Annotated in this window: 12 protein-coding genes; all 12 read right to left on the reverse strand. The window is 71.8% G+C overall.

The window, feature by feature from the left end; translation table 11 throughout:
• Window positions 1–125 precede the first annotated feature (125 nt).
• Window positions 126–929: an inositol monophosphatase family protein gene (locus D892_RS0136370; RefSeq protein WP_024805966.1), complete on the reverse strand. Its 804-nt coding sequence runs from the start codon at window positions 927–929 to the stop codon at window positions 126–128.
• Between the two features lie 232 nt (window positions 930–1,161).
• Complete coding sequence (locus tag D892_RS0136375) at window positions 1,162–2,346, reverse strand: alpha-D-ribose 1-methylphosphonate 5-triphosphate diphosphatase (protein ID WP_024805967.1); 1,185 nt, start codon at window positions 2,344–2,346, stop codon at window positions 1,162–1,164.
• Window positions 2,343–3,077 (reverse strand): phosphonate C-P lyase system protein PhnL, encoded by a 735-nt coding sequence (locus D892_RS0136380; RefSeq protein WP_024805968.1) that lies wholly within the window; start codon window positions 3,075–3,077, stop codon window positions 2,343–2,345. The genes D892_RS0136375 and D892_RS0136380 overlap by 4 nt, the downstream gene beginning before the upstream one ends.
• A 5-nt stretch (window positions 3,078–3,082) precedes the next feature.
• Entirely contained in the window at window positions 3,083–4,885 is a 1,803-nt protein-coding gene (locus tag D892_RS0136385) for an alpha-D-ribose 1-methylphosphonate 5-phosphate C-P-lyase PhnJ (RefSeq protein ID WP_024805969.1), read from the reverse strand.
• Window positions 4,885–5,997, reverse strand: a complete 1,113-nt coding sequence (locus D892_RS0136390; RefSeq protein WP_024805970.1) for a carbon-phosphorus lyase complex subunit PhnI — start codon at window positions 5,995–5,997, stop codon at window positions 4,885–4,887. The genes D892_RS0136385 and D892_RS0136390 overlap by 1 nt, the downstream gene beginning before the upstream one ends.
• Window positions 5,997–6,710 (reverse strand): phosphonate C-P lyase system protein PhnH, encoded by a 714-nt coding sequence (phnH, locus tag D892_RS0136395; protein WP_024805971.1) that lies wholly within the window; start codon window positions 6,708–6,710, stop codon window positions 5,997–5,999. Before phnH ends, D892_RS0136390 begins: the two co-directional genes overlap by 1 nt.
• Window positions 6,707–7,141, reverse strand: coding sequence for a phosphonate C-P lyase system protein PhnG (locus tag D892_RS0136400; protein WP_024805972.1), 435 nt, complete (start codon window positions 7,139–7,141; stop codon window positions 6,707–6,709). The genes phnH and D892_RS0136400 overlap by 4 nt, the downstream gene beginning before the upstream one ends.
• Window positions 7,138–7,863, reverse strand: a complete 726-nt coding sequence (locus D892_RS0136405; protein WP_024805973.1) for a GntR family transcriptional regulator — start codon at window positions 7,861–7,863, stop codon at window positions 7,138–7,140. The genes D892_RS0136400 and D892_RS0136405 overlap by 4 nt, the downstream gene beginning before the upstream one ends.
• A 334-nt stretch (window positions 7,864–8,197) precedes the next feature.
• The gene (locus D892_RS43010) at window positions 8,198–8,626 is read right to left on the reverse strand and encodes a response regulator (RefSeq protein WP_198037078.1); all 429 of its coding nucleotides are present in this window, start codon (window positions 8,624–8,626) and stop codon (window positions 8,198–8,200) included.
• A 307-nt stretch (window positions 8,627–8,933) separates the two neighbouring features.
• Window positions 8,934–10,520 carry a phosphonate ABC transporter, permease protein PhnE gene (gene phnE, locus D892_RS0136415; RefSeq protein WP_024805975.1) on the reverse strand — a complete coding sequence of 529 codons (1,587 nt, stop codon included), beginning with the start codon at window positions 10,518–10,520 and terminating at the stop codon, window positions 8,934–8,936.
• Window positions 10,517–11,290, reverse strand: a complete 774-nt coding sequence (phnC, locus tag D892_RS0136420; protein ID WP_024805976.1) for a phosphonate ABC transporter ATP-binding protein — start codon at window positions 11,288–11,290, stop codon at window positions 10,517–10,519. Before phnC ends, phnE begins: the two co-directional genes overlap by 4 nt.
• On the reverse strand, window positions 11,275–12,216 hold the full coding sequence (locus D892_RS0136425) for a phosphate/phosphite/phosphonate ABC transporter substrate-binding protein (protein WP_024805977.1): 942 nt from the start codon (window positions 12,214–12,216) through the stop codon (window positions 11,275–11,277). Before D892_RS0136425 ends, phnC begins: the two co-directional genes overlap by 16 nt.
• Window positions 12,217–12,370 lie beyond the last annotated feature (154 nt).

Genomic DNA, 12,370 nt, shown 5'->3' on the forward strand with positions numbered 1-12,370 from the left:
GCGTGCTCGGCGTTCGACGGCCATCCGAACCCGGTCCGGCAGCGCGGCACTCCGCATGCTCGCGTCCGGAATTCACGCCGCACCAACATCGCTCGGAACGATCCCAGGAAATCGGACGGCGTCGGCTACGCACCGAGGCCACGGATCTCGGCGGCGAGTTCATCCGCCAGTTCGGGGGTGGCGGCGACCACACCGGACCAGCGGCGGCTGAGGTCCGGATCTATTTCGACGGGGCGGCCGAAGGCGTCGATCACCGCGCCGCCCGCCGCGGGGACAAGGACGGCCGCGGCGGCGATATCCATGATGCGGTGGGTGTCGGAGCCGGCGTCGGCGAAGGCGTCGGTGGAACCCTGGGCGACGAGTGCGGCCTCGAGGCAGCTGCTCGACAGGATGCGCACCCGGGAAGCCCGGCGGACGACCCGCAGCCACGCCTCCTCGTTCTCCCGGTGCGGGCGCAGCAGGCTCACCGCCGCGCCGTCGAGACGACGGCGGCCGGTCGTGCGCCAGGGCACCGGCTCGCCGGTCTCGGCGTGCCAGCTGCGGCCCGTGTCGAGCCAGGTGGTCAGCGACTCGGTCGCCTTGCCGTCGATCGCCACCACCCCGGCGAATGCCGAAAACGGTACCTCGGCAACGGCATTCGCGGTGCCGTCGACCGGGTCGACCACCAGCGTGACGGCGGAGCCGTTGTCCACCACGCCGATCTCCTCGGTGATCAGGTTGACCCGCGCGGCGGCGGCCGCGTCCGCGACGGCCGAATCGACCAGCAGGTCCAGCCGGGTGGTCGGGGTGCCGTCGGCGCCCATCGCCACCTTCTCCGCGAGTTCGGCGCGAGCGTACCGGGCCCGGGCGTCGTGGAATGCCGCCGCCGCGGCGCGGGCCACGGCCGCCAGCGCCGGGTGGGTCCCCTCCGGAATCTCGATGTCGGTCACCGCATACCTCCCCGCCCGCAGGACCACAGCGACTCGGCGAGAGCCGAATCCGCCCAGGGTCCCGCCGATCGGATGCGGCAGACATGGCTCGTCCACAGGCGGCGGCCGGTCCGGTTGTGGCGAACCCCGGGCGTGACCGACGCCGTCACCACCGATCCTCCGCAACCCGGCAGCGGCACGAATTCACCAGTGCCCAAGAGTGTTTCGGGTGCGACTGGAATCCCCTCTCCGATCATCGGTGGCCTCCCACCGACAGCACCGACCGCACGACGGGCCACGGCGCACGTGCCTCCGCGAGCACGAGATCGGCCCGCAAACCCGGTGCGAGGCGGCCGCGGTCGGCCAGTCCGGCGACCTCCGCTGGCCCGCTGGTGACCAGCCCCACGGCGGCCGGCAGGGTCGCCAGTCCCTCCGCGACCAGCAGCATCGCGGCCGCGAGCAGGCCGGACGGCAGGTAGTCCGACGCCACCGCCGTCACCAGCCCCTGGCGCACGAGATCCCGCCCGGAGGCGTTCCCGTTGTGCGAGCCCCCGCGCAGGATGTTGGGCGCGCCCATCACGACCGGCAGGCGGCGCTCGCGCGCGGCGCGGGCCGCCTCCACCGTGGTCGGGAATTCGGCGATGGTGCCACCGCGGCCGACGAGCTCGGCGATTTCCTCGGCCGAGCTGGGATCGTGGCCCAGCAGCCGGATCCGCTCAGCGCGGGCGCCGAGCCAGCGCAGCGACTGCTCGCGCACGCCGAGCATGCGGTCGCGGTCGGCGATGAGCTGGTCGACGTGGTCGCGCGCCTCGGCCGCGGACATCCCCCGGCGCCCGGCCAGGTAGCGCTCGTAGTAGGCGCGGTCGGCGTACTGGCCCTGTCCCGGCGTGTGGTCCTCGTGCGACACCAGCGCGCCGTCGGGCACGCGGTCGAGCCGATCCTGTAGCGCGGCAAGCCCTTCCGCGCTGCGCACGTCGAGGCGGTACAGGATCCGGTGGTCGATGAGACCGCCGCGGTGGGAGTCGACCGCCCCGCACACCGTCCTCGCCTGCTGGACGGTGCGCGGCATGCCGCGGCCGTGGCTCTCCTCGAATCCGACGCCGTGGAAAACCGTCGTCACGCCCGCCGCGCGCAGCTTGCCCTCGAACGACAGCATGGCGAACTCGACCGGAAGTTCGGCGCCCGGCCGCGGCAGCCGCTCGTTCTCGAGGCCGTCGCTGTGCGTGTCGACCAGCCCGGGCAGGCACAGCAGGCCCTGGCCGTCCACGTCGGCGGCGGAACCCGCCGGATGCGGGTCGACCGCGGCAATGCGGTTGTCGCGGACCACGATTCGCGCGTCCTCGAGAATGCGGTCGGACAGTACGGCCCGCACGTGGCCGAGCACGTAGTCCGCCGGCGGTGCGGCGAGCGTCCAGGGGGTGGCGATCGCGGTGCTCATGCGACACCCGCCAGCAGCTCGGCCGGGCTGCCCGACCTGTCGACCACGCCGCCCGACATCAGCACGACCCGGCCGGCGAGCCGGTGCATGGCGTCGAGGTCGTGGAATACGGCGAGCACGGCAACCCCTTGTGCGGTCAGCGAATCGATGAGTTCGAGGGCGGCCTCCCGGTTCGCCGGGTCGAGCGCCGACACCGGCTCGTCGAGCAGCAGCAGCCGCGGCGGGCGGACGGTGCCCGCGGCCAGGTTCACCCGCTGCCGCTCTCCGCCCGACAGCACCCCGCAGTCGATGTCCCACAGCGCCTCGTCGAGGTTCAGCCGCCGCAGCGAGGCCGCCGCGGCGTCCTTGGCCGCCGCGCGATCGAGGCCGCGGCGGCGGGCGGCCGCCGCCACGACCTCCCACGGTCCGGTCCGGGGCGGCGCCGAAAGGAATTGCGACACATAGCCGATCTCGCGGCCGCGCAGCCGCGCCATCGCCCGGTCGGCCAGGCCCGTCAGCTCCACCGGTGCCTCGCCGGTGTGCAGCCGGACCTCGCCGGCGTCGGGCAGATAGGTGCGGTAGACGCAGCGCAGCAGCGACGACTTGCCGGCACCGCTGGGACCGGCGAGCGCGATGTGCTCACCGGCCCGCACGTCCAGATCGACGCCGCGTAGCGATTCGACGGTCCGGCCGTCGATGGTGTGCAGGACGAACGTCTTGCGCAGTCCCCGCACGGTCAAAACGGGCTCCATGGGTGTCACCTCCTGGCCGCGGCGACGAGCCGCTGTGTGTACGGGTGGTGCGGGTCGTGGAACAGCTGATCGGTCAGGCCGCGCTCGACGATCCGCCCGAGCTGCATCACCACGGTCCGGTCGGTGAGCGCCTCGATCACCGCGAAGTCGTGGCTGACCACGACGGCGGCCACGTCCCGCTCGGCGAGCAGGCCGCGCAGCAGGTCGAGCACCCCGGCCGCGACCGACGCGTCGAGTCCGGTGGTGGGCTCGTCGAGCAGCAGCACCGGCGGATCGGTCGCCAGCGCCTTGGCGATCTGCACGCGCTGGCGCATGCCGCCGGAGAACGTGCGGACCGGATCGTCCATCCGCGACAGCGGGACCTCGACCCGGTCGAGCAGCTCCGCGGCGCGGCGCCGGATGGCGTGGAAGCCGCGCCAGCCGACGGCGGTGAGGCGTTCGGCGATATTGCCGCCGGCGGTCACGTCGAGATCGAGGCCCGCGGCCGGATCCTGGTGCACGACAGCCACTTCGGTGATGCGCAGGCGACGGCGATCCACCGCGGGCAAGCGCAGCACGTCGACGTTTCCGTCGTCCACCGCGGCAAGGTGCACCTGGCCCGCGGTCGGCTCCTGGTCGCCGATGACGCAGCCGAGCACGGTGGACTTCCCCGAACCCGACTCGCCGATCACGCCGAGGGCCTCGCCGGGGGCGACGTCGAACGAGACGTCCCAGGCGGCGACGATCGCGCCGGTGGCCGGGCTGATCGCGGTCCCGTGCTCGGGACCGGTGCCGGCCACCGCGGCGCCGCCGCCCCGGCCGTGCACCTTCCCGAGACCCGATACGCGCAGGGCCCACTCCGGTCCGCCGGTGCGGCGCGCCGGGGGCACGTACGGTTCGACTGCGCTCGCCCCGGCCGTGCGGGCGTGGGGATCGGGCAGCAGATGCAGCGGCGCGCGGGCGTGATGGGCGGCCACGTCGGCGTCGCCGGACCGCAGCCGCTCGCACCATTCGGTGTCGCTGCACAGGTATCCGTTGCCCGCACCGGCCTCGACGAGGAATACGTCGTCGCTGCCGCACAGCCGGCACCGCGCGCCGGGTGCGTGCTCGACCTCGAAGGGAACATCGTCGAAGGCCAGCGGGCGCACGTCGGTGTGCGGCGGGATCGCGTAGATCTTCTTCTCCCGCCCGGCGCCGAAGAGGTTCAGGTGTTCGCAGTGATCGAACCGGGGCACGTCCCAGCGCGGGATCGGGCTGGACGCCATCACGTAGCGGCCGCCGACCAGCACCGGGTAGCCGCTGCCCTTGGTGATCATGCCGTTGCGGACCAGATCCTCGTAGAGGCTGACCCAGATCTTGGCGTAGTCGTCCTCGGCATGCATGCGGGCGCACTCGACGACCGACTTCTCCACGCCGCGAAGGGGTTCCGGCACGGGCACCTGGAACACGAGCACATGCTCCGCGCCGAGCGCCTCCTCCGGAATCCGGTGCCGGCTCTGCACGACCGTGGCCTCGCGGGTGTCGGTGGATTCGGCGCAGCCGACCGACGAGGCGATCATGCGGCGCAGATTGGTGGCGTTGACCCCGGCGTCGTCGCCCTGGTCGATCACCTTCACGGTGTCCTCGGGGCCGATCACGCCGAGCGTCACCTGCAGCCCGCCCGAACCCCAGCCGCGCGCGACGGGCATCTCCCGGGAACCGAACGGCACCTGGTAGCCGGGCACGCAGACGGCGGTGAGGATCGCGCGCCGGATCTCCCGCTTGGTGGTGTCGTCCAGGATGCCCCGGTCCTGCTCGGTCTCCCGCAGCAGGTCGATCGTGGAGGTCATCAGCATTCCTTTCCGAAGGGTTCGGCGACCCGCTCGTCCGGTTCCTCGCCGGCGTCGAGGGCGGCCCGCACGGCCTGCTTGCGTTCCACGATCGAGCGGAACGTGACGTAGTGCGGCAGCTTCAGGTGTTCCAGGAATCCGGTGGAATCCAGTCCGTCCGTGGTGAGCAGCAGCAGCTGTTCCAGCGGGCCGGTGCGGCCGAAGCGGCGGTTGGCGATGTCCAGGTTGGCCATCGCGATCACCTTGCGCTCGTTGTGGCCGAAGCACAGCCCGTAGCCGACGTCGAGCTTGCTGCGGTCCTCGTCGGCGCCGTCCAGGTTCTCGATCGCCTCGGCCTCGGAGGCCCGGAACTCGCCCAGCCGCACGGGATTTCCGGTGTGCGGGTGGCGCACCCGCAGCGGGATCCGGCCGTGCCGGACCTCGCCCAGCGTCACCTCGTGGACGTCGCCGTCCGGGCCGAGGATCGACCGGTACCACAGGCCGACGAGGCCGCCGGTCTCCGCGCGCGCCATCGACGCCAGCACCGCCGACCGCGCGGCCGGCGGGCGGGCCGGGGTCCGGGTGATGTCGACCGGGTCCGGATCGTCGCGCAGGCGCTGATCGGCGACGAGGTCCATCTTGCGCAGCAGGTCGAGGAACCGGCCCGGCCGGCGCTGCTCGGCTGTGCGCTCGGGCGCCGGTTCGGGACCGTCCGCCGGCGAATCCGGTTGTGCCTGCGGCTGTTCGAGCAGGCGGCCGGTGTAGTCGGTGGTGCGGCCCAGCAATTGCGGGCCGCCCGGGTCGCGGAATGCGGGCACGATGCGGCGCAGCACCGTCATCTCGTCCGGATCGGCGGGCTCGCTGACCGCCAGCCGCGGCAATGTGGACCGGTACGCCCGTACCAGGTGCGCGGCCTCGAGGGTGTCGCCCTCGGCCTGCCGCAGCGCCGCCGCGGCGGTCGGCTCGTGGTAGAGGCCGCCCTCCCCCATCACCCGGTCCACCGCCAGGCGGAACCGGGCGGTGATCTGCCCGGTCGGCGCCCACGGCGCCGGGGCGTGGTCGCGGGCGTGGCGCACCAGATCTTCCGCGGCGAGGATGGCCGCCAGCCCGCCGCGCGCTCCCGAATACCCCATCAGAGATCCTTTCCTTCGATGACGGTCGTGCGGGGGATCCCGGCCATCCGCCCGTCCGGAGTGATCAGCAGCAGATCGATACCGGCCGGGAAACCGGCCACCGCCTCGGCCCGCGCCGCCACCAGCGCACCGTCCGGGCCGGACAGCGCGCGGCGGCCGGGGACACCGGGCCCGGACAGGATCCATTCCGCACCAACGGCATTCGTTCCGCCGACTCCGGTAACGCCGACTTTCTCACCGGCGAGGGCCGTGCCGCCGACACCAGCGATTCCGGCACTGCCGACTCCGGTGCCACCGGGTGCGGTGCCGCCGAGGTCGGTGCTGTCGAGGTCGGGCACCGGGAAGCAGACGAGGGCGCCCTCCTCCGGGGCGAGGGCTCGGCCTCGGCATGCCTCACGCAGTTCGCCGGGGCTCGGTGTCCGGGTCGCGGCGACGAAACGGGCGGTACCCAGCGGCGCCTCGGGTGCGGACGTGACCACTCCGATCACCTCCGCCCAGGCCGCGCCGTCGTCGAGCACCGCGACGCCGGTGCCGAGATCGGCCAGCGCCAGCACCGGCAGCAGCGCCGCGGGTGTCGCGGGAAGACGTTCGGCCGGCAGTTGTTCGATCCGGCCGGGCCGCGACAGCGCGTCCAATACCGCGCGGAACACCTGCCGGGACTCATCCGGGCGCAACGTCGCCGCGGCGATCCGGTCCAGCACGACTCCGGTCATGTCAGCTCCTCGAATTCGACGATCGTGGGGGCGATTTCGGCCCATTCCGCGGCCTCTCGCTCGGTGCGCCGCCGCGCGACCGTGTGGCACAGGTCGTCGACGCGCCCGGCGGCCGGGCGGGCGGCCTCGACCTCCGCGTCGAGCACCGCGGCGGCCAGGGTCGCGGCGCGGTCGTCACCCAGGCGCATCGACCAGCCGCGCCGCCCGGACAGCTCGACCTCGGCGCGGCAGGCGAGCACGTCGCCCAGCAGAAACCGTTCCGCCAGAACGGGTTCCCGGACCTGCGCGACGACCACGCCGACCACGGGACCGGTCAGCACGCGCACGGGGGCGCCGTCGGCGAGGCATTCGTCGGCCAGCGCGACCAGCTCGTCCCGTTCGGCCTCGGCGAGCAGCGCACACCGCTGTTCGCGGCTCAGGGCATCCGTCATCGGTGTTCCTCCAGAATCGTTTCGGACAGCTCGACGATCACCCGGACGGCATCCGCCCTGGTCCAGCCGACGCTGGTCATCAGAACCCGGCCGCTGTCCGCGTCGCGGCTGAGGCTCTCGCCCATGTACACGGGGCAGCTCGACTCCACCCGCAGCTCGCGCAGCACGTGCGGGGGCGGCATCTCCAGGCTCACCCGGTACCACGCGCGGATCGGGACGACCCGGCCCATCTGCCGCAGCACCGCGTCGATCGAGTCGACGACCTGCAGGGCGGTGTCCAGATTGGGCACGACATCGACCGGGATCCACTCCTCGGTCCAGGCGGCCAGCAGGTCGTCGATGTAGAACTCGCGGATCACGCGGTGCGCGGGCGTGCCCGGCTCCCGTTCGAGCCGCGTCGCGACGGCCTCGGGCAGATCGACCCGCTCGACATCCCGCACCACCGACCGGGGTGTCGCGCCGGCGGCCTCGACGGTCGCGTGCCACGACGGCGGCCGGGTGCGTGAGATGACATAGTCGATGCGCGAGTTGACGAACGTCCCCGCGCCCTGCACCCGGCGGACCAGCAGGCGGCGCTCCAATTCCTGCAACGCCGACCGAGCGGCCGCCCGGCCCACCCCGAACCGGCCGGCCAGTTCGGGCTCGCTCGCGACCCGCGTGCCCGGCGCGGAACCGTGCAGTTCGGCGGCGACCGTGTCCGCGATCTCCAGATAACCAATCACGAGGCAGAGCCTGCTGGTTCAGCTTGTCCGGACAACTGCCCGCGAACCAACGACTCCGCGCCCGCAGGTAAACATCCGGAACAGTTGTTTCGCCCACCGGATCAGCACTCGGAACGGGGGCGGGGCGGGCGGATATCGCGCCGACGCCATTGTCCGGGCAACCGGCTTCCGCCCCAACGACTTTCTGACGCCGCTGTGATTCACCGGACGCAACGGCCTTGATCTACACCGATTCCGGCGCGATCGCATCGAGCCCCTTCCGGGGCACAGTCCCGGAATTTCTTCCGCTCGACGGTCCGGAATCAATCTCGCCTCGGGCCGGCGGCGCGGTCTCCTAGTCGTGCAGGCGGGAGTGAATACGAGTGAGCAGCTCCCCGGTACGGAAAGGCTTGGGCAAATATTCGCACGCGCCGACCGCTATGGCCGCCGAGATCACCTCCGGGTCGGTCTCGGTGGACATGATCATGATCGGCGCGGGCGACTGATCGTGCAGCAGCCTGCACGCTTGCACGCCGGGCAGGTCGGGCAGGATCAGATCGAGCAGGACGAGGTCGGGACGCCACCATTGCGCGGCGGCGACGGCCTGCTGCGCGGATGTGCTGCGCATCGCGTCGTAACCGGCCGCGGACAGCACCATCAGCGCCATTTCGGCGGTCGTCGCATAGGTTTCCACCACCAGCACCCGGCCGAGCCCCGGGCCGGAAACGTGCCGGGAAATATGCGGTTGCTGCGCCCGATCGGGCGAAAGGCGATATGTAGTCATAATGCGAACCTGTTCGTCGATCGGGCCCCGACCCATCGTTGTCCGTCGCCATCGACTCCTGCTCCGACTCCCTTGTGAAGCAGACGGGTTTCACGCGCCGGATCTCGAACCTAGGCCAGCCAGCTACCGATCAGCAATAAGAATGTGAGATTCCTGCCAGGAATCCCGCAATTGCCACCGAACCGTGATGTTCGCGAACGCGCCGGCCGCCGACCGTGACCGGATCGAAACCCATCGATCACCGGATGGTCATCGGCACGGCGACCGTTCGACACCGACCCGATCCGGCGCCCGGATTCCCGCCGGTTCAGCGGACGACGCGGCGCAGCCAGACGGCGAGCAGTTCGACGGCCATCACGACCGCGAACACGAGCAGCAGAATCGCCGTGACGACGCCGAACTCCAGCACCCGGGACGCGGTGAGCAGATCGAATCCGATCCCGCCCGCGCCGACGATGCCCAGCAGCGTGGCCGAGCGGATATTGGTGTCGAGCTGATAGAGCACGTGCGCGACGAATGCCGGTGCGGCCTGCGGCAACGTCGCGGAGAAGAATGCCTGCCAGCGACCCGCGCCGGTGGCGCGCACCGCCTCCTCGACGCCCGGGTCGACTTCCTCCAGCGAATCGGCGATCAGCTTGCCGAGCAATCCGACGGCGCCGACCGCCAGCGCGAGCGCGCCCGCGACCGCGCCGAGCCCGCTGATCACCACGAACACGATCGCCAGCACCAGTTCGGGGATGCCCCGGACGACGACGATCACCAACCGGAACCCGCGAGCGACGCGCGGCGCCACGTTCCGGGCGGCCAGCGCGCCGAGCGGCACCGCCAGCACCGCACCCAGCAGGGTGGCGGCGAGCGCGATCTTGACCGTCACCCACAGGTCGTCGAGCAGGCCGGGGATGAACTTCGGCGGCCAGAACAGGCCGATCGAATCCCCGAGATCGCCCAGCGCGCCGAAGAACTGCCCCATCGACAGTCCGGCGCCCTGGATCGAGGCCAGCACGACGAGCACGGTCAGCGCCGCGTACGCGGTCTTCCGGATCCGCCCCGCCGTCCACTGCGGACTCACCTGGTCCGGCCGCAGCGGCGGCGGAACGGTGGTGCTCGGGCGCAGCAGGGCTCGGCGGACCGCCCCGGACAGCAGCTCGACCAGCACGCACAGCACCAGCACGATCAGCGCCAGCGCCATCCCGCGCCGGTAGTCCAGCTGCTGGAGCGACGTGGAGATGGCGAAACCGAGCCCGTCGACACCGACGAAGCCGAGCACCACCGAGATCCGCAGATTGATATCCAGCCGGTGCAGGGCGGTCGCCACGAGCGCGGGCAGCACCTGCGGCAGCACTCCCGCCACGAGCTCCTGCCCGGAGGCGGCGCCACCCGCGCGCACGGCGGCCCGCGGGCCCTCGTCGATCTGCTCGATCGCGTCCGCGTAGAGCTTGCCGACCATGCCCACCGAGTGCAGGCCCATCGCCAGCACCCCGGCGAGCGCGCCGAACCCGAACACCCGGAAGAACACGATCGCGAGCACCACGTCCGGCAGGGCGCGGGCCGCCACGATGACCGCCCGCGCGCCGAACCGCGCGGCGCCGTTCGGGGTCGTGTTCCCCGCCGCGAGGACGGCGAGCACGAGGCTGAGCACGACCGACAGCAGCGTCGCGCACACGACGATGGCCAGCGTCTTCCCGGCGAGCCCCAGCAGCTCCCCGACGGGCGGGAAGTCGAGCGGGAACATCCGCTCGGCGAAGTCCGCGGCGTTGCCGGCGCTGTCGATCATCGTCGCGGCGTTGATCCGCAGGTCGCCGACCGCCCACGCGGCCAGCGCGAACAACGCCAGCAGCACGAGCGTCCCGGCTACCGGCGCGGCCTTCGGCCGGTCCAGCGTGCGAACGGTCATGCGGTGGCCGCCAGCGGGACCTCACCGTAGACGGCCGATACCGCACCGGAGCCCAGGCTGTGCGCGGGCCCGTCCAGCACGACCCGCCCCGAACGCAGCCCCACGATCCGGTCCGCCCAGGCCAGCGCCAGCTCGACCTGGTGCAGGCTGCACAGCACGGTCAGGTTCCGCTCCACCGCGATGTCCCGGATCAGCCGCATCACCTGCGCCGAGGATTCGGGGTCCAGGGAGGCGACCGGCTCGTCGGCGAGCAGGATCTCCGGCCGCTGCATGAGGGCCCGGGCGACCGCGACCCGCTGCTGCTGACCGCCGGACAGCGTGTCGGCGCGCTGGAACACCTGGGGCCCCAGGCCCACCCGTTCCAGCTGCTCCACGGCCTCCAGCCGGACCGACCTCGGATAGCTGATCAGGCCGAGCCGCGGCCCGCGCAGCCGGCCGAGCGCGCCGGTGCACACGTTCTCCAGCACCGACAGGCTGCCGACGAGATGGAACTGCTGGAAGACGAACCCGATCCGGCGGCGCAGATCGCGCAGCCGCGTGCCGCGCGCCTCGCCCACGTCGGTCCCCAGCGCGAGCACCCGGCCGCCGGTCGGGGTGTGCAGGCCGTCGACGTGCCGCAGCAGCGTCGACTTCCCGGATCCGGACAGGCCGAGCAGCACGACCACCTCGCCCCGCCGGACGTCGAACGACACGTCCTCCAGCGCGACCGTGTGACCGAAGCGCTTGGTCACACCCGCGAACTCGACGGCATTCTCTACGCGGTCGTGCATTGTTCGGCCTTCGTGACGTCACACACGTGTCGGACGGTGTCGAAGAATGCGTCGTCGACCTTCGCGTAGCCCCAGTCGCCGGCGTCGTCGACCTCACACTTCTCGCCGGGCTTGCAGACCCCGCTCGTCTCGAGATAGTCGACGTTGGCCTGCTGCTGGAAGACCGTGGCCACCTTCTCCTTCAGCGCCGGATCCAGGTCGTCGCTGACCGCCACCGGCGAACCGGCGATGATCTCCGACTTCCACACCGTGGTCAGGTCGCCGGGCTTCAGCTGGCCCTTCTCGATCAGCTGCTTGTCGACCATCGTGTCGTAGGCGAATCCGGCGTCGCACTGCCCCGTGGCGACACCGAGCGCCGACGCGTCGTGCCCGCCCGCCATCACCGCGGTGATGTCGGTGTCGGGGTTGACGCCGGCATCGACGAGACCGGCCCGCGGGTAGAGGGTGCCCGAGGTCGAGTTCGGGTCGACGAAGCAGATCTTCTTGCCCTTGAACCCGGCCAGGTCCCGGATGGGCGAGCCGGTCTCGACCACGCCGTAGGAGCGGTATCCGGGCGGCAGGCCCTTCTCCTGCACCTGCGCGGCGATCGCCGTCGCCTCGACGCCGGTGTTGCGCGCGACCACGTAGGACAGTGGCCCGTACTGCGCGATGTCGACCTTGCCGCTGCGCTGCGCCTCGATCACGGCCGCGTAGTTGGTGGCCTGCTGGAACCGGACGGTCTTGCCGGTCTCCTTCTGCAGCAGGTCGATCACGTTCTGGAAACTCGCCTGCACGCTCGACGCGTTCTCGCTCGGAATCGCGGCGAACACCAGTTCATCGGGATTGCGCGAGTCGCCGCCGCCGTCGTTCACCGCGCTCTGGCCGCAGGCCGAGAGCAGCAACGCCGCTCCGGCCAGCGCCACGCCGCGCCACCACTGATAGCCCATCTGGTCCTCCTCGCTGGTCCTGCCGACGAGGCTGTAGCGCGCCGATGCCACGGCGACGAAACCCGGGTTACCAGCAATCGAACGAACCAGGTTTTCTCCGGTAACTCGACCGGACAACTTGCCGGTGCCTACTTGCCGGACGCCTGATAGGTCG

This window comes from Nocardia sp. BMG51109 (assembly GCF_000526215.1).
Taxonomy (GTDB): domain Bacteria; phylum Actinomycetota; class Actinomycetes; order Mycobacteriales; family Mycobacteriaceae; genus Nocardia.